Origin of the sequence: Delftia sp. PE138 (assembly GCF_018320755.1) — a bacterium.
Taxonomy (GTDB): domain Bacteria; phylum Pseudomonadota; class Gammaproteobacteria; order Burkholderiales; family Burkholderiaceae_C; genus Comamonas; species Comamonas tsuruhatensis.
The window spans coordinates 59,888-75,716 of record NZ_JABEPN010000011.1 but is presented as its reverse complement, the minus strand read 5'-3'; the positions used below and the strand labels follow the sequence as shown (position 1 = coordinate 75,716).

General features: G+C 68.6%; 16 protein-coding genes. 9 read left to right on the top strand and 7 right to left on the bottom strand.

The window, feature by feature from the left end; genetic code table 11:
- Positions 1-3: 3 nt before the first annotated feature.
- A complete protein-coding gene (locus HFGMBDPB_RS26840; protein ID WP_212646625.1) occupies positions 4-1,002 on the bottom strand; it encodes a Bug family tripartite tricarboxylate transporter substrate binding protein in 999 nt (332 codons plus the stop codon).
- A complete protein-coding gene (locus tag HFGMBDPB_RS26835; RefSeq protein WP_212646624.1) occupies positions 999-2,129 on the bottom strand; it encodes an aryl-sulfate sulfotransferase in 1,131 nt (376 codons plus the stop codon). Before HFGMBDPB_RS26835 ends, HFGMBDPB_RS26840 begins: the two co-directional genes overlap by 4 nt.
- Before the next feature lie 112 nt (positions 2,130-2,241).
- Here HFGMBDPB_RS26835 and HFGMBDPB_RS26830 point away from each other — a divergent pair, with 112 nt between their 5' ends.
- The gene (locus tag HFGMBDPB_RS26830) at positions 2,242-3,192 is read left to right on the top strand and encodes a LysR family transcriptional regulator (RefSeq protein WP_016450365.1); all 951 of its coding nucleotides are present in this window, start codon (positions 2,242-2,244) and stop codon (positions 3,190-3,192) included.
- Between the two features lie 45 nt (positions 3,193-3,237).
- On the opposite strand, the gene tgt is transcribed toward HFGMBDPB_RS26830, so the two are convergent.
- Positions 3,238-4,410 carry a tRNA guanosine(34) transglycosylase Tgt gene (tgt, locus tag HFGMBDPB_RS26825; RefSeq protein ID WP_046988757.1) on the bottom strand — a complete coding sequence of 391 codons (1,173 nt, stop codon included), beginning with the start codon at positions 4,408-4,410 and terminating at the stop codon, positions 3,238-3,240.
- A gap of 135 nt (positions 4,411-4,545) precedes the next feature.
- On the opposite strand from tgt, the gene HFGMBDPB_RS26820 reads away from it, so the two are divergent.
- Positions 4,546-5,016 (top strand): universal stress protein, encoded by a 471-nt coding sequence (locus HFGMBDPB_RS26820; RefSeq protein ID WP_016450367.1) that lies wholly within the window; start codon positions 4,546-4,548, stop codon positions 5,014-5,016.
- A gap of 27 nt (positions 5,017-5,043) precedes the next feature.
- On the opposite strand, the gene HFGMBDPB_RS26815 is transcribed toward HFGMBDPB_RS26820, so the two are convergent.
- The 4 genes from HFGMBDPB_RS26815 to HFGMBDPB_RS26800 form a co-directional block, all read right to left on the bottom strand.
- Complete coding sequence (locus tag HFGMBDPB_RS26815) at positions 5,044-5,505, bottom strand: hypothetical protein (protein ID WP_026062676.1); 462 nt, start codon at positions 5,503-5,505, stop codon at positions 5,044-5,046.
- A 166-nt stretch (positions 5,506-5,671) separates the two neighbouring features.
- Positions 5,672-6,892, bottom strand: a complete 1,221-nt coding sequence (locus HFGMBDPB_RS26810) for a phospholipase A (RefSeq protein ID WP_047219272.1) — start codon at positions 6,890-6,892, stop codon at positions 5,672-5,674.
- A gap of 87 nt (positions 6,893-6,979) precedes the next feature.
- Positions 6,980-7,486, bottom strand: a complete 507-nt coding sequence (locus HFGMBDPB_RS26805; protein ID WP_209803054.1) for a hypothetical protein — start codon at positions 7,484-7,486, stop codon at positions 6,980-6,982.
- Positions 7,487-7,504: 18 nt separating this feature from the next.
- A complete protein-coding gene (locus HFGMBDPB_RS26800; RefSeq protein ID WP_212646623.1) occupies positions 7,505-9,574 on the bottom strand; it encodes an ATP-dependent helicase in 2,070 nt (689 codons plus the stop codon).
- 281 nt (positions 9,575-9,855) lie between these two features.
- Here HFGMBDPB_RS26800 and HFGMBDPB_RS26795 point away from each other — a divergent pair, with 281 nt between their 5' ends.
- From HFGMBDPB_RS26795 to HFGMBDPB_RS26765, 7 genes are all read left to right on the top strand, one after another.
- A complete protein-coding gene (locus HFGMBDPB_RS26795; protein ID WP_046988366.1) occupies positions 9,856-10,614 on the top strand; it encodes a hypothetical protein in 759 nt (252 codons plus the stop codon).
- Positions 10,611-11,174: a GTP-binding protein gene (locus tag HFGMBDPB_RS26790; RefSeq protein WP_016450373.1), complete on the top strand. Its 564-nt coding sequence runs from the start codon at positions 10,611-10,613 to the stop codon at positions 11,172-11,174. Before HFGMBDPB_RS26795 ends, HFGMBDPB_RS26790 begins: the two co-directional genes overlap by 4 nt.
- Positions 11,171-11,572 carry a roadblock/LC7 domain-containing protein gene (locus HFGMBDPB_RS26785; protein WP_212646622.1) on the top strand — a complete coding sequence of 134 codons (402 nt, stop codon included), beginning with the start codon at positions 11,171-11,173 and terminating at the stop codon, positions 11,570-11,572. Before HFGMBDPB_RS26790 ends, HFGMBDPB_RS26785 begins: the two co-directional genes overlap by 4 nt.
- A gap of 93 nt (positions 11,573-11,665) precedes the next feature.
- On the top strand, positions 11,666-12,025 hold the full coding sequence (locus tag HFGMBDPB_RS26780) for a hypothetical protein (protein ID WP_016450375.1): 360 nt from the start codon (positions 11,666-11,668) through the stop codon (positions 12,023-12,025).
- Positions 12,026-12,148: 123 nt separating this feature from the next.
- Complete coding sequence (locus tag HFGMBDPB_RS26775; RefSeq protein ID WP_016450376.1) at positions 12,149-13,099, top strand: AEC family transporter; 951 nt, start codon at positions 12,149-12,151, stop codon at positions 13,097-13,099.
- A gap of 108 nt (positions 13,100-13,207) precedes the next feature.
- Complete coding sequence (locus HFGMBDPB_RS26770) at positions 13,208-14,827, top strand: glycosyltransferase family 39 protein (RefSeq protein WP_034368704.1); 1,620 nt, start codon at positions 13,208-13,210, stop codon at positions 14,825-14,827.
- Positions 14,824-15,828: a glycosyltransferase family 2 protein gene (locus HFGMBDPB_RS26765; RefSeq protein WP_016450378.1), complete on the top strand. Its 1,005-nt coding sequence runs from the start codon at positions 14,824-14,826 to the stop codon at positions 15,826-15,828. Before HFGMBDPB_RS26770 ends, HFGMBDPB_RS26765 begins: the two co-directional genes overlap by 4 nt.
- Position 15,829: the final 1 nt, after the last annotated feature.

Here is a 15,829-nt window from a genome sequence, read left to right as displayed (position 1 = left end):
GGGTCAGCCTGTGCCTTGCAGGCGGGCGGCCTGCACGGTGGCCTCCAGCAGCTTTCTCTCCCTTTGCAGGTGGGCGGTGAACTGGGCTTGCTCCATGACCATGGGCTTGAAGCCGGCCTCGGCCAGCTTGCGCACCAGTTCCGGCTCGGCCAGCACGGCGGCGGTCTCCCGGGCCAGGCGCTCTGCAATGCGGGCATCGGTGCGGGCTGGCAGCAGCAGGCCTTGCCAGGCTTCGACATCGAACGCCTGCCAGACCGCCGTGTCCGACAGGCTGGGTGTCTGCGGCAAGGTGGCGGCCCGCTGGCGCGATGTCACCCCCAGGCCGCGCAGCTTGCCCTCGCGCACGAAGGACTGGACCAGGGCCACGGGCAGCACGGCCAGGTCGATCTGCCCGCCTGCCAGCTCGGTCAGCGCCTGCGGGCCGGATTTGTAGGGCACATGCGTCCATGACAGGCCGGCCTGCTGCTGGAGCATTTCGGCCGTCAGGTGCAGGCTGGTGCCCACGCCGTCGGTGCCCACGGTCAGCCGGCCCGGTTGCTGGCGTGACAGCTGCACCAGCTCGGCCGCCGTGGCGGCCGGCAGGTCGGGGCGGCCTGCCAGCACGAAGGCCGAAGAGGCCACGGGCGCCACGGGCAGCAGCTCCCTGAGGCCGTCATAGCGAAAGCGTTCTGGCGAGACCAGCGGCGCGATCAGCACGCAGCTGGCCACGCCAAACAGCACGGTGTGCCCGTCGGGCCGGGCCTTGATGGCACGCTGGGTGGCGATGGTGCCCGAGGCGCCCACCGTGTTCTCTATGACCACGGGCTGGTGCAGCCGCTCGGCCAGCCTCGGCATGACCAGGCGTGCGGCCACGTCCACGCTGCCGCCTGGCGAAAAGGGCACCACCACGGTCAGCGGCTGGCTGGGCCAGGCGTCGGCCCCAGCCGTGGAGGCGCGGGCTGCCGGCGAAAGCCAGGGCGCGCCCAGCATCCAGGCCGCCAGTTGCCTGCGGTTGAGGCTCATGCCAGCCTCCCGGCAGCGCCCAGCCAGGGCAGCTGGTCCGCGTGGTAGCGCCAGGTCTGGAACACGCTGTTGAGCCGGCCGGGGCCGGTGCGGCGCGCTGCGGCATCGGGATACTCGGCGAACCAGGGCAGGATGTATTCCCAGACCACTTCCCCCGCAGGCGTGACCTCGAAGAGCCGGCCCGTGGCCGATTCGGTGATGTGGGTGTTGCCGTTCCACAGGCGCTGGGCATTGCCCATGAAGGCTGTGTAGAAGGCGTTGACCATCTCGTCCTGGTAGCTCCAGACCACGCGGTGGTCGGCCGGATCGATCTCCACCACGCGCGAGAAGGCCACGTGGGCGCCTTCGCGGAAGTTGCCGTTGTCGAAGGCCAGGATGTGGCCGTTGGCCAGCGCCACGGGCGCGTGCTGGTGCGAGACCACGGAAGGCGGAATGTGCAGCGTCACCGCGCCGCTGGCCTTGTCCACGGCGATGATGCCGGAGGTGGTGCGCAGGCTCATGAGCACGCTGCCGTCGGCCCTCACGCCCAGGCCGTTGACCAGCGGCCAGTGGTAGCGGCCAAAGCCCGGGTGGATGGGGAAGTCCTCGGGCTCCAGGTGCTCCCAGGCCTTCCATTCCCAGACCAGGCGGCCGCTGCGGTCCACCTCGCGGATCACGTCGCCGTACATCACCTCGCCGGTTCCGTGCGCGGTGCCGCCGGGCACGCGCTCGGCAAAGCCCTCGGGCACGGGCGCGCAGGCGGCATAGAGCAGGTGGCCGTTGGGCAGCCATTGCGCGTCATGGTGGTGGTCCGGGTCCTCGTGGCGCCAGACGATCTCGCCCTGCGGCGTGACCTCGTAGAAATCGCCGCCATGCCACATGGACCACGGCGCATAGCGGTCGGGCGAGCGGGGATGGTTGCCGTTGTAGCCCAGGTTGCCGTTGGGCAGGATCACGGCATGGCGGCCCGCGCGCACGGGCAGTTTCCATTCATGGGCCACGCGGCCCTCGACGTCCACCAGGTAGACATGGCCGTCGGCCGTCTGCGGCGCGATCAGGGTGTAGCCGCCGGCCGAAAGGGCGGGGTCGTGGGCGATGAGTCCGACGCCGCGGCGGCGCTGGGTGACTTGGTCTACGGTGCTTGCCATGGGCTGCTTTCAAAGGAGGGCGGGGAATGAGCGCCACTGTAGGCAGTCGCAAGCGTCAGGAATAGCTGTTTGTTTTGGATGAGGTGTCAGATAAAAATTTACACTCCGCGCCATGCCCGCAATCTCCCAGGCCTTTCGCTGTTTCGACGAGGTGGCGCGCCGTGGCTCGGTGCGCAAGGCCGCCGTCACGCTGCACCTGACGGCGGCCGCCGTGAACCAGCAGATCCTCAATCTGGAGGCCCAGGTCGGCGTGCCGCTGTTCGACCGCCTGCCGCGCGGCATGCAGCTGACAACCGCCGGGGAGCTGATGCTGGCGGCCGTGCGGCGCAGCCAGCGTGACTTCGACAACGCGCTGGCCCAGGTGGAGGACCTGCGCGCCCTGCGCCGGGGCCATGTGCGCGTGGGCGTGTCGCATGCCACGGCCGAGTACCTGCTGCCGCTGGTGATCTCCAGCCTGCATGCACGCTATCCGGGCATCACCTTCAGCGTGCGCTCGGGCACGGGCGAGGAGCTGCTGCGCGGCGTTGCGCAGGGAGAGATCGATGTGGCCTATTGCCTGCGCCGCCCGCCGCCGCCCGGCGTGCAGGAGGTGCGGGCCTGGCCCCAGCCGCTGGGCGCGGTGATGGCTCCCGGCCATCCGCTGGCCACCGAGCCGCGCCTGCTGCGCCTGCGCGATTGCGTGGCCTATCCGCTGATCCTGATGGCGCCGGGCATGGAGCTGCGCAGCATGCTGGAGCAGATGGACAGCGCAGCCCTGCACCAGCAGCGGCCGCTGGTGGAGACCAGCTCCGTGCCCATGGTGCGGCGCCTGGTGGCCGGCAGCACGGCCCTGGGATTCCTGGTGCCCGACAACGTGGCCGAGGATGTGGCGGCCGGCCGCCTGCTCTGGCGGCCCCTGCACGATGCAGGAGCACAGCTGCCAAGCTGTCTGTACCAGCGCATCGGCTACACCAGGGCGGCCGCCATGCGCCTGTTTCTGGACGAGCTGGAGCGCGTGGCCGACGAGATGCGCGCCGGCTTCGAGACCGGCGTGTCCTGGTCGCTCAAGGATATGGCGACCTGAGCGGCCCTGGCCACCTGAGTGACCTGAACGATCGGCTGCGGGGCGTCAGACGCCCCGGGCGCGCTCGGCCTTGAAGCGCGCGCGCATTTCGCTGAAGTTGCCGGCCTCCAGCGCGTTGCGCACTTCCTGCATCAGGTTCAGGTAGTAGTGCAGGTTGTGGATGGTGGTGAGCATGGGGCCCAGCATCTCGCCGCAGCGGTCCAGATGGTGCAGGTAGGCGCGCGAGAAGCCGTCGCGTCCGCCTTGCTCCCAGCTCACGCCGCTGGCACCGGCGCAGGCGTGGCAGGTGCAGCTGGGGTCCAGCGGCTGGTGGTCGGTCTTGTGGCGGGCATTGCGGATCTTCAGGTCGCCATAGCGCGTGAAGATGGTGCCGTTGCGCGCATTGCGCGTGGGCATGACGCAGTCGAACATGTCCACGCCGTCGGCCACGCCCTGCACCAGGTCCTCGGGCGTGCCCACGCCCATCAGGTAGCGCGGCTTGTGGGCCGGCAGGCGGTGCGGCGTGTGGGCCATGATGGCCAGCATCTCGTCCTTGGGCTCGCCCACCGAGACGCCGCCCACGGCGTAGCCGGGGAAGTCCATCTCGACCAGGGCCTGCAGCGATTCCTCGCGCAGGTTCTCGTACATGCCGCCCTGCACGATGCCGAACAGCGCGTTGGGGTTGCCCAGGCGCTGGAATTCGTCGCTGGAGCGCTTGGCCCAGCGGCGGCTCATCTCCATGCTCTTGCGTGCCTCGGCCTCGGTGGTCTTGTGGCCGTTGGTCTCGTAGGGCGTGCATTCGTCCAGCTGCATGACGATGTCCGAGTTCAGGATCGTCTGGATCTGCATGCTGACTTCGGGCGACATGAACAGCTTGTCGCCATTGACGGGGCTGGCGAAGTGCACGCCTTCCTCGGTGATCTTGCGCATGGCGCCCAGGCTCCAGACCTGAAAGCCCCCCGAGTCGGTGAGGATGGGCTTGTCCCACTTCTCGAAGCCGTGCAGGCCGCCGAAGCTCTGCATGATGTCCAGCCCCGGGCGCATCCACAGGTGGAAGGTGTTGCCCAGGATGATCTGCGCGCCCATCTCCTGCAGGCTGCGCGGCATCACGCCCTTGACGGTGCCATAGGTGCCCACGGGCATGAAGATGGGTGTCTGCACCACGCCGTGGTTGAGCGTGAGCTGGCCGCGGCGCGCGTGGCTGGAGGGATCGGTCTTGAGCAGGTCGAATTGCAGCATAGTCCTCCATTGTCCCAGATGGCCGCATGCGCGTGTCGGACGCGCCGCGACTGTCCCCGGAGCCCGTCCGGCTTAGCCGGCCCGCGTCTACACTGGGGTGGTTGCGATTCGCCAGCTACAAAAAAGGAGGTCTGCATGCTGAAGATCATGATTGCCGTCGACGGGTCCGAGCCCTCGCTGGATGCCGTGCACCACGCCATCTCCCTGGTGCGCCAGGGCCTTCAGGCGCATTTCGTGCTGGCCCATGTGCAGCAGGAGGCCTCGCTGTTCGAGCTGGCCACGCAGGACTCGGACATGATCGCCGCCGCCAGCGTGGACGCCGGTATGCACCTGGTGGCGCCGGCCGTGGCCCTGGTGCGGGCGGCCGGCATTTCCTACGAGGTGGAGATCGGCCTGGGCGAGCCCGCCGCCGCGCTGGCCGACATTGCCGAGAGCACGGGCTGCGAGCAGATCATCATCGGCGCGCTGGGCCAGGGCGGCCTGCGGCGCGTGCTGATCGGCTCGGTCTCGCGCGAGGTGGCGCGCAACAGCCGGCTGCCGGTGACCATCGTCAAGCATGCCGAGCCGCGCGATGAAGATGAGGAGCAGGACCTGAGTCCCGAGTGAGGACGCGCCGGGCAGGCGCGCGGGCCTTCAGGCAGCCCGCCGCTGCTGGCCCTGATGGCTCTGGTGCCGGCCTGCATGGGCGCCGTAAGCTCCGTAGGCGCCGTGGGCACCATGAGCGTGCGAATGCGCGTGGGGCTGCAGCTTGCCGTGCGGCAGGCTGGCCAGGCGCTGGAACATGCGGCGGCAGTAGCCGCGTATGCCCAGGCATTTGTTGATCTCATCCACCGGCAGGGGCCCGGAGACCACGACGATGCTGTCGGCCTGGTCCCAGTCGCCGGCCGCGCGCAGCCGCCTGCGCGTGCACAGCGCCCAGGCATGGATGCGCGTGGGCGAGCCATGCTCATGGACCTGGCCCGTGACCAGGTCGAAGGCAATGGCCACCAGCTCGGTCCTGAGCCGGCAGCGGCGCTCGCCCGTGATGGCACTGGGCGTCTCGCGCATGTCGTACAGGCAGTAACTGCCGGCCTTGAGCTGGTATTGCAAATCCATGGCGGACCTCCGCGGTTCGTTCTGGGGCGGGTTCCGGGCCTGCCTGAAAAGGCCCGGGGCATCGGCGCATTCTGACGCATGGCCCCGGCCGCTGGCAATGCAGCCAGCGGGGCGGGGCTTCCCCGCGAAGGGCAAGCGGCAAAGCGTGCCCGCGAGGGCCGGCCTTCTAGAAGTCCAGAAGGCTGAAGCCCACGCTGAGCACGGTGCGCTTGTAGTTGTAATCGATCAGGCTGTCACCGTATCCGCTGAAAAGCTGGACATGCAGGCGCAAATTGCTCTTGCCACCGTTCCATCCTTCGCCTAGGGTGCGCAGCCATTCGACGCGGCCGGAGCCGCGGCCCTGGCCCAGCGAGCCGCGCGCAGTGAAGCCCAGATAGTTCTGCGCATTGACGTTCCAGCCCAGTTTCACCTCGCCCCGGCCTATGTAGTCCTGGATGCGCGGGTTGTCGTCGTGCTCGGCGCTTTCGCGGATGCGCTGCCAGGCTTTGGCGTGCAGCTGCCAGCGGTTGTCCAGCTCGAAGCCGGTCATCAGATACCAGCGGTTCCAGCTGCGCGACAGCGGATCGCTCTGGCCGTTGGACTGGTGCACCAGTCCCACGCCGCTGTAGCGCCAGCGCCAGCCGAAGGGCAGCCGGGCATCGGTGGGGTAGACGTAGAAGATCTCGGGCTCGTGGTCCGTGTTGCGGAAGGGCCGCGAGATGGCGGGGCTGAACAGCTGCCAGTACGACTGCTGGGTGTAGCCGACCCACAGCGAGTCCTTGCCCGCCGAGGTGCTGCCGGTCAGCAGGCCCTGGGCGACCTTGGTGCGCACCGACAGCTGCACGCGCATTTCCTCGGTCTTGTAGGGCTGCGACTGCGCAGGGTCCTTGCCGGGCGTGGTGGGCTGCCGGTTGACATGGTCGGCCGTCACCACGGACACGGACATGGGCCGGTAGCCGCGGAAGCTGAAGGTGCCGCAGTCGCTGCCCGGTTCCAGCTCGAAGTAGCGCGACAGCTCGCTGTAGCGCGGGTCGCGGCAGCCGCCGTTGGTGGGGGTGGTGGGCAGCGCCAGGCCCTGGCCGCTGTCGGCCGTCACCACGGGGGCGGGCGTGGGCAGGGCGCCAGGATCGGCTGCGGCGCTGGCGGCCGGAGCACTCCAGCCGGTGGCTGGCGGCGCGGTCAGCGGTTGCTGCTGCTGTGCCCAGGTGTCGAAGCAGGCCAGGCGAGACTGGTTGTCCGTGGTGGCGGCGCACTGGCGCCAGGCGTCCTCGGACAGGGGGCGGGGCGCTGTCTGCGCCTGGGCGCCGAGCCAGGGCGTGGCGCCCAGGCCCATGGCCAGGGCCCACTGCAGGGGTGTCGGCGTGCGGCTTGGGCGCTTGCGGCGATCCAGGTGTGGAGGATTCGTCATGGCAGGGGTCCGGTGATGGAAGGAGCGAAGAGTAAGGGGTAATGAGTGAAGAGGCAGCAGGGGCTCGTGTGCAGGCTCGGGGGCCGGTCAGGGCGCGAGCTTGCGCAGCACGAAGGGCCGGGGCGCGGCATCCTCGCCTTCGAGGTAGTTGCCGCGGATCTCGCGGGCGCAGCTGCCTTCGACGACATCGCCCAGCCAGGTGGCGGTGATGCGCTTGCCGTCGGCGCTTTCTTCCAGCGTGATGTGGTCATCGGCCACGTCGCCGACCATGGGCCGGGTGTCTGCGCCGCGCGCGATCGTGCCCTTGACGTTGCCCTTCCACTGGGGGTGCGGTCCCAGCTGCAGGCGCACGGGCTGGGCCTGGCCTTCGACCGTGCCGGTCCATTCGCCCTGCAGCTGGCTGTCCTTCATTTCCTCGCCCTCGGGGCATGAGAGAGGGGACTGTGCGGAGGTTGTGCGGGCGGCCTTGGGTGCGGCCTTGGCCTGGGCGGTGGACTGTGGGGTGGCCTGGGCAGTGGGCTGCAAGGCGGTGCTGGAGCAGGCGGCGGTCACGGCCACCAGCGCCAGGCTGAGAACGGGGCGGTAAAAACGCATGCGGTGTCTTTCGGGGAATCAGGAGTCGGCGGGCGTGGACTGCTGTGCCTTGAGCGCGAACTCGGCGCGCAGCTGGCGCAGCTTCTCGCGCGGGTCTTCGCGCGAGGTGGCGGCGTCCAGGCCCATTTCCTTGATGAAGCGGCTGGGCAGGGTGGAGACCATCTCGCGGCCCTTCTTGCGGCGCTTGGTCCAGCTCACGGCCAGCGATCGCCGGGCGCGCGTGATGCCCACGTACATGAGGCGGCGCTCTTCCTGCAGGCGCTGGGCGGTCTCGTCGCTGACCTTTTGCTGGCGGCCATCGTCGTCGTCGAGCTTGAAGGGCAGCATGCCCTCGGTCACGCCGACCAGCATCACATGCGGCCACTCCAGGCCCTTGGAGGCGTGCAGCGTGGACAGGATGACCATGTCCTGCTCCTTCTCGCGCTCGCTGATGGTGGACAGCAGGGCGATGTTGCGCGCCACCTCCAGCAGGCTCTTGACCTCGGTGTGCGTGGTCGTTCCCGCCGCATCCTCGATCTGGCCGCCGGCGCGCTGGGCCATCCAGTCGCAGAACTCCAGCACGTTGCTCCAGCGCGCGGCGGCCACCGATTCGCTGTCCTCGCTGTCATAGAGGTACTGCTCGTAGCCGATCTCCTTGAGCCAGTCGAGCATGAAGCCGCGCGACTGCTCGGCGCCCAGCGTGTGGCGGGCGCGGTATTCGAGGTCGTTGATGTAGCGGCCGAACTCCAGCAGGCTGTCATGCGCCTTCTTGGGCAGGGCCGCTTCCAGCATGTGCGCGAACAGGGCGCCGAACATGCTGAGCTTGTGCTGCGAGGAAAACTCGCCCAGCTTGCCCAGCGTGGTGTGGCCTATGCCGCGCCTGGGCGTGCCGATGGCGCGCAGGAAGGCGGGGTCGTCGTCGTTGTTGATCCACAGCCGGAACCAGGCGCACAGGTCCTTGATCTCGGCGCGGTCGAAGAAGCTGGTGCCGCCCGAGACCTTGTAGGGAATGTTGGCCTTGCGCAAGGCCTTCTCGAAGGGCTTGGCCTGGTGGTTGGCGCGGTAGAGGATGGCGAAATCCTTCCAGTCCGGCGGCGGGTTGCTGGCCGCGCGCAGGCTCTGGATGCGGGCCACGGCGCGCTCGGCCTCGTGCTCCTCGGTGTCGCAGTCCACGATGCGCACGGGCTCGCCTTCGCCCAGCTCCGAGAACAGCGTCTTCGGATAGAGCTTGGGGTTGGGCTGGATCACGTTGTTGGCCGCACGCAGGATGGCCGAGGTGGAGCGGTAGTTCTGCTCCAGCTTGATCACCTTGAGCTGCGGGAACTCCACCGGCAGCTTCTTGAGGTTGTCCAGCGTGGCGCCGCGCCAGCCGTAGATGCTCTGGTCGTCGTCGCCCACGGCCGTGAAGTGGGCCCGGCTGCCCACCAGCAGCTTGAGCAGCTCGTACTGCGTGGCGTTGGTGTCCTGGTATTCGTCCACCAGCACATGGCCCAGCAGGCGCTGCCATTTCTCGCGCACCTCGGCGTGGTTCTTGAGCAGGCGCATGGGCATGCCGATCAGGTCGTCGAAGTCCACGCTCTGGTAGGCGGTCAGGCGCTCTTCGTAGCGCTGCATGATCAGCGCCGTGCTGCGTTCGTTGTCGTCCTGGGCCATGGCCAGGGCCTTGCGGCTGTCCCAGCCGGCGTTCTTCCAGTTGCTGATGGTCCATTGCCACTGGCGCGCCGTGGCCAGGTCGGTGGTGCCGCCCGAGCAGTCCTTGAGGATGCCCGTCACGTCGTCGGCATCCAGGATGCTGAACTGGGGCTTGAGGCCCAGCACATGGCCGTCCTCGCGCACCATGCGCACGCCCAGGGCGTGGAAGGTGCAGACCAGCACATCCTTGGCCTGTCGGCCGATGAGGCCGGCCGCGCGCTCGCGCATTTCGGCCGCTGCCTTGTTGGTGAAGGTGATGGCTGCGATGCGCCGTGGCGCCATGCCCGTCTCGATCAGGCGTCCGATCTTGTGCGTGATCACGCGTGTCTTGCCCGAGCCCGCGCCGGCCAGGACCAGGCAGGGGCCTTCGGTGTAGTGGACGGCCTGGAGCTGGGCCAGATTGAGTCCTGCGGACATGGGTGCGTTGCGCGGGGAAAGGCGTGAAAGTGAGGGAAGCGGGAGCATACCGCTTCGGGGATCGGGGCCGTCCGGGCAGGTGTAAGCACCCTTGGAATTCGGCGACAAATCTCGCGACCCGCGGGGAGCTGTCTGTGGCTGTACAGCCACCGATAGAAAAATTCACATTGATGGGTGTGATCGTTGAGCGAAAACTATCGAAAATATCAGTGCTCGCCTATATTTGCTCCAGGCGACCTCGATCTGTTCATTTCCCGCTGCTATCCGGGGAGGCGTTGAAGTTGGCTCGCACTACCGATGAGATTGGCCTGGCTGCCGAGCTGTGGTCGCCGCTGCTCAAGCAGCGTTTTGAGACATTGTTTGCCGTGGCGTCCCGCAAGTCGCTGCGCGGCTGGCGGCAGGTGCCCCTGGTCAGCGCCCAGGTGCTGGTGGTGGACGGCAGCCTGCCCGTGCCCGAGGCGGCCGGATGGCTGCCTTGCGTGGTCTATGTGGGCGGTGTGCCCCAGGGGCAGCACCTGGAACGCACGCCCCAGCGCCTGGCCACCTATCTGGATCTGGATTTCACGCTCTCCGACCTGATCGACATGCTGGACCGGGCCGCCGTCTTTCTCATGGACTGGACGGTGCGCCAGCAGGTGGCGTCCTCGCAGACCCTGGTGCGCGCCCTGGATGACCTTCGGCAGCAGGCTGAGGGCTGCCGCTACCAATTCCGGCTCAAGGCCTGGGTGGCGCTGCCCGCGCCCTGGAACAGTGCCGAATCCCTGCGGGCCCTGGCCATGCTGTGCCGTGGCCCGATGGATGTGGCCACACTGTGCGAGCACAGCGGCATGGAGCCTGCCGCCGTGGCCGAGCTCCTGCGCCACCCCCGGCTGCGCGGCACGCTCGATTGCAGCCTGAGGCCGGCCCGTGCGGACGATCCGACGCCGCTGGGCGGCCACCGCGCGCAGGCGCACGGGGCTGCCACTGCCGTGGCGCCAGGCCTGTCGCGCCAGTGGGTGCAGCGGCTGACCGGCTGGATACGCCGCGGAGGGCAGGCATGAGCATGTGGATGAGCGACCAGCCCGGTGCGGGACTGGTGCGGGTGAGCCTGATCGGCCCCATGGGCATCGGCAAGACCACGGCGCTGCGCAGCCTGTGCGGAGCGCTGATGGCCGCAACGGATGTGCCCAATCTCGACCGGGCCGCCCATTCCAAGGAGTTCACCACCGTGGGCGCGGAGTTCGGCGAGATCGATCTGGGCGAGGGAATGCGGCTGCAACTGGTGGGCAGCCCGGGCCAGGACCGCTTCGACTTCGTGCGCCGCTGGGTGCTCAATGCTTCGGTGGGCGTGCTGCTGATGGTGGATGTGGGCGATGCCTCGGCGCCGGACTATGCCGCGCAGCTCCTGTCCGAGATCGCCACCCTGGAGGTCGAACCCCAGGTGCTTCTGCTCAGTTGCCGTGACGCCAGCGAACAACAGCAGGAGGCGTTCAGCACCGCCTTGGCCGATCGAGGTCGCGGTATAGTGCCTGTCATCCAGGCGGACCCCCGTGACCGGCAGCAGTTGCTGGATGCGCTGGGGGTGCTCGTTTCCTTGCTTTCCTTGCAAAGTCAGGCATGAAGACACCAGCGCATCCCCAGATTTCCTCCACCGTGATCGAAGCTGGCCAAGTTGCACTCAATCGCGTGGTGGCGCCTCTCGAGGGCGTGCATATCGCCTTGCTGTGCACGCCCGATGGTTTCGAGATCACGGCCCTGCGGGTCAAGAGCGAGCTGCCGACGGAGCGCCTGTCTGCCATGGCGGGCTCGCTGATGGCCATGGCAAAGGCCGTGGCCGCCGAGATAGGCCACAAGTCCTGCCACCGCCTGACCTTCGAGACCGAACTGGGTACCGTCCTTTTCCAGGCCGTGGGCGGCAGCCACCCGGCCATCCTGTGCATGGTGGTCGATCAAAGCGCCCTGCTGGGACGTGCGCTGTGGGCCGCGGGCGAAGTGGCCGGCGATCTGTCCCGTCTCTGACCCCCGTATCCGATTCAAGAGTTTTCTCCCCCGAGGAGCGGGCGCGATGAGTCCATCGCATCGCCTGCCCTTGCTATTTGAAAGAGGTGGCATATGGCTTCGATACATGATTCTCTGAACGGCCTGCTGGGCATCGATGGCGCCCTGTGCGCAGCCCTGGTGGACAGCACCAGCGGCATGCTGATGGGCAGCGCGGGCTCCGGCCTCGACATGGAGCTGGCGGCCGCCGGCAACACGGAGGTGGTGCGCGCCAAGCTCAAGACCATGCGCATGCTCAAGCTGGACGATGCCATCGACGACATCCTGATCACCCTGACCCACCAGTACCACGTCATCCGGCCCGTGGCCGCCCATGAAGGCGTGTTCTTCTACCTGGTGCTGGACAAGAGCCGCTCCAACCTGGCGCTGGCCCGCCGCAAGGTGCAGGAGATCGAAAAGGACCTGGCACTCTGAGAGCGCCCGCGCTCTTGCCGCCAGACCTGCCGGAGACGGATTCCGGCAGGTTTTTTTCGCCCGCCGTCACCGGTGCGCCACGGGCGCGCAGCGTACGCGCCGGCTTGCTGCCAGAATCGCCGCGTGCTGTCCGTCCTGCTGATCACCTTCCCCTTCTTCGCTCTCGTGGCCTGCGGCTTCGCAGCCACCTGGCGTGGCGTGCTGCCGCAGGCGGCGATACCGGGGCTCAACGCCTTCGTGCTGTATTTCGCGCTGCCCTGCATGCTGTTTCGCTTTGGCGCGCAGACGCCGATCGCGCAACTGCTGGATGTGGGCGTCTCCGTGGTCTACCTGCTGTGCGCGCTGCTGATGGTGGGCGCCACCGTGGCGCTCACGCTGCGGCGCGTGGGCTGGAACGATGCGGCCTTCGGCGCGCTGGTGGCCGCCTTCCCCAATACCGGCTTCATGGGCGTGCCCATGCTGGTGGCGCTGCTGGGTGAGCGTGCGGCGGGCCCGGTCATCGTCACCATGGCCATCGACATGGTGGTGACCACCTCGCTGTGCATTGCGCTGTCGCGCCTCGGAATGCCGGGCGGGCACGGTGTGACGGTGGCATTGCGCCGCGCGCTGGCGGGCATGGCCTCCAACCCCATGCCCTGGTCCATCGTGCTGGGCGCAGTGGCGTCGGCGGCGGGCTGGACGCTGCCCGGCCCCATCGACCGCACCGTGGCCATGCTGGCGGGCGCGGCCTCGCCCGTGGCGCTGTTCACCATAGGCGCCGTGCTGGCGCGCTCGCAGATGAACAGCCATGAGCGCGTGGCCGCGCGCGACTACGTGCCCATCGCGCTGGCCAAGCTGCTGGTCCATCCGCTGCTGGTCTGGGCCGTGGCCCGCGCAGCCATGGCGCTGGGCCTGCCGCTGGGTGAGGAGGCCTTCGTGGCCCTGGTGCTGCTGGCCGCACTGCCCAGCGCCAGCAATGTCTCGCTGCTGACCGAGCGCTTCGGTGCGCATGGCGGGCGGGTGGCCCGCATCATCCTGGTGTCCACGGTGCTGGCCTTCCTGAGTTTCTCGGGTGCCGTGGCGTTGATGACCTGAGCCGGTCCGAGCGGCAGGCCTGGGCAGGCCCGGTCAGTCCAGGCCTGTCGGCAGGCTGGCGCTCTCTACAATCGCGCCCATGTTTTTTCACCACCTCGACGGGATTGCATGAAACCCTCCCCCTCTGCCCCGGCCGGCGCCCCCACGGGCGCGGGCCTGCTCTGGATGGTGACGCTGGCCTGCCTGCTCTGGGCCCTGGTGTCCTGGCTGGCCAATGGCAACCTGGACGGCTACCACGACATGCTGGAGAACTATGCCTGGTCCCAGCCGCTGCAGCTGGGCACGCACAAGCACCCGCCGTTCTTCGCCTGGGTGGTCGGCCTGTGGTTCATGGTGTTTCCGCAGAACGACGCCTTCTACCGCCTGCTGTCCTATGCCAATGTGGGCGTGGGCCTGTGGGGTGTCTATGTGCTGGGCCGGCGCCTGGGGCTGGCGCGCCTGGCGCCGCTGGGGGCGCTGCTGCTGCTGTGGTGCTTCCCGTATACGACGCTGGCCGGCAAGTTCAACGCCAACAGCCAGCTGCTGTCCCTGTGGCCCTGGGCGGCGGCCCTGCTGCTGGCCAGCTGGCAGGAAAAGGGTGTGCGGGGCCTGGCCTTCAGCGTGGCCCTGGGCGTGGTCTCGGCCGCCTGCATGCTCAGCAAGTACTACAGCGGCGTGTTCCTGGCCGGTTTTCTGCTGCCCATCCTCCTGGTTCGCGAAGGTCGCCAGTGGCTGCTCACTCCCAGGCCCTATGTGGCGCTGGCAGCCTTTGGCCTGGCGCTGGCGCCGCATGTGGCCTGGATTGCCCACCACCAGTGGGTGACGCTGGGCTATGCCATGGACCAGGGCGGCGGGCAGGTGGTGTGGAGCTATGTGCTGCGCTTTGCGCTGGCGCCCATCTTCTACTGGCTGCCGGCCTGGCTGGCCGTGTGCCTGGTGTATGGCTTCATGCAGGCCCGCCAGCAAGGCGGTGGCTGGCTGCGCTGGAGCGCGCGCTTTCTGCGCCGCAGCTGGGCCTGGCAGGGGCGGGGCGACACCTTGTTCTGGCTGGCCCTCATGCCCTGGCTGGCGACGCTGGGCTTTGGCGCCACCGGCGTGGTGGAGCTGTCCACGCCCTGGGCCATTCCCATCGGCTATGCCTTCGTGCTGCTGTGGCTGCGCAACCTGGACGCCGAGGCGCCTGCCGCGACGCAGGCCGCCCTGGCCGCGCTGCGCCGCGCCTGGTGGCCGAGCCTGGCCGTGGTGCTGGTGATTGGCGTGGCCGCGGGTTGGGGCAATGCGCGCAAGAGCAGCTCCGACTACTACCGGCCCGCGGCCGATGCGGCCCAGGCCATCGTGCTGTCCTGGAACCAGCGCCACCCGCAGCAGCCGCTGCAGTGGGTGGGCGGCGACTGGGCGGAAAACGCCATGCTCTCCTTCTATGCACAGCCGCATCTGCGCACCATCCCCGGCCTGCCCGACAGCGAATATGCTCGTGTGCTGGCGCTGGCGGACTGGCGCCGCCAGCCCGGCCTGCTGCTGTGCCCGCGCGGCCCCGTGGCCGGCGAGCCCGGGCCGACCGCGAAATCGCGCGATTGCGAGCAGCAGGCGCAGGCCTGGCTGGCGAAGCTGGGCCTGCCGCAGGAGCCGCGTGTGCTCACGCTGCAACGCTCGGGCTGGCGTTTTCCTGTGCCCACACCTTATGCGTATGCGGTTTTTGATGTGTTGCCGCGCGCGGGCAGCCAGCCCGCTGACAATGCTGGCCTATGACCGAATTGCATGCTGACATTGCTCCGGCCGCTCCCAAGGGAATGCTGCCGCGCGCGCCGCTGCGGCTGAGCTGCGTGGTGCCGGCCCACAATGAAGAGGGCAACCTGGAGGCGTTCCTGCGCGCCCTGGACGCGATGGTGCGCACGCTGACGCCCGACTACGAGCTGATCGTCGTCAACGATGGCAGCCGCGACGCCACGCACGAGATCGCGCTGCGCATGGCGCAGGAGCTGCCCGTGCGCTACCTGGCGCTGTCTCGCAACTTCGGCAAGGAGGCGGCCCTGTCGGCCGGCATAGACCATGCGCGCGGCAATGCCGTGGTGCTGATCGACGCCGACTTCCAGCATCCGCTGCAGATGCTGCCCCAGATGTGCGAGCTGTGGCAGTCCGGCTACGACATGGTCTATGGCGTGATCGCCGACCGGGGCGCCGAAAGCGGCGCCAAGCGGGTGGGCACCAACCTGTTCTACCGGCTCATGAATGCCGGCAACCTGGTGAAGATCCCGCCCAATGCCGGCGACTTCCGCTGGCTGGACCGCTGCGTGGCCGACGCGCTCAAGGCCCTGCCCGAGAGCCACCGGTTCATGAAGGGCCTGTACGCCTGGGTGGGCTTCAAGGCGGCGGCACTGCCGTTCGTGCCGGCCGACCGCACGGCCGGGGCGTCCAGCTTCAATTTCCGGCGCCTGGGCTCGCTGGCCCTGCTGGGGCTGACCTCGTTCACCACCTTGCCGCTGCGCGTGTGGAGCATCGTGGGCGGGATGATCTCGCTGGCGGCCCTGCTCTACGGGCTGTGGATCACCATGGAGACGCTGATCTTCGGCAACCCGCTGGACGGCTGGCCTACGCTGGCGGCCAGCATCATGCTGTTCTCGGGCGTGCAGCTGATGTCCATCGGCATCCTGGGCGAGTACATCGGCCGGATCTATGACGAGGTCAAGCGCCGCCCCACCTATCTGCTGGCGCGCGACGAGGACCGCAGCCCGCTGGCGCCGCGGGAGTAGC

Excerpts from the sequence above, each read along its gene's own strand:
- HFGMBDPB_RS26840 (WP_212646625.1), bottom strand. The coding sequence starts at position 1,002 with ATGAGCCTCAACCGCAGGCAACTGGCGGCCTGGATGCTGGGCGCGCCC.
- HFGMBDPB_RS26835 (WP_212646624.1), bottom strand. The coding sequence starts at position 2,129 with ATGGCAAGCACCGTAGACCAAGTCACCCAGCGCCGCCGCGGCGTCGGA.
- HFGMBDPB_RS26830 (WP_016450365.1), top strand. The coding sequence starts at position 2,242 with ATGCCCGCAATCTCCCAGGCCTTTCGCTGTTTCGACGAGGTGGCGCGC.
- tgt (WP_046988757.1), bottom strand. The coding sequence starts at position 4,410 with ATGCTGCAATTCGACCTGCTCAAGACCGATCCCTCCAGCCACGCGCGC.
- HFGMBDPB_RS26820 (WP_016450367.1), top strand. The coding sequence starts at position 4,546 with ATGCTGAAGATCATGATTGCCGTCGACGGGTCCGAGCCCTCGCTGGAT.
- HFGMBDPB_RS26815 (WP_026062676.1), bottom strand. The coding sequence starts at position 5,505 with ATGGATTTGCAATACCAGCTCAAGGCCGGCAGTTACTGCCTGTACGAC.
- HFGMBDPB_RS26810 (WP_047219272.1), bottom strand. The coding sequence starts at position 6,892 with ATGACGAATCCTCCACACCTGGATCGCCGCAAGCGCCCAAGCCGCACG.
- HFGMBDPB_RS26805 (WP_209803054.1), bottom strand. The coding sequence starts at position 7,486 with ATGCGTTTTTACCGCCCCGTTCTCAGCCTGGCGCTGGTGGCCGTGACC.
- HFGMBDPB_RS26800 (WP_212646623.1), bottom strand. The coding sequence starts at position 9,574 with ATGTCCGCAGGACTCAATCTGGCCCAGCTCCAGGCCGTCCACTACACC.
- HFGMBDPB_RS26790 (WP_016450373.1), top strand. The coding sequence starts at position 10,611 with ATGAGCATGTGGATGAGCGACCAGCCCGGTGCGGGACTGGTGCGGGTG.
- HFGMBDPB_RS26785 (WP_212646622.1), top strand. The coding sequence starts at position 11,171 with ATGAAGACACCAGCGCATCCCCAGATTTCCTCCACCGTGATCGAAGCT.
- HFGMBDPB_RS26780 (WP_016450375.1), top strand. The coding sequence starts at position 11,666 with ATGGCTTCGATACATGATTCTCTGAACGGCCTGCTGGGCATCGATGGC.
- HFGMBDPB_RS26770 (WP_034368704.1), top strand. The coding sequence starts at position 13,208 with ATGAAACCCTCCCCCTCTGCCCCGGCCGGCGCCCCCACGGGCGCGGGC.
- HFGMBDPB_RS26765 (WP_016450378.1), top strand. The coding sequence starts at position 14,824 with ATGACCGAATTGCATGCTGACATTGCTCCGGCCGCTCCCAAGGGAATG.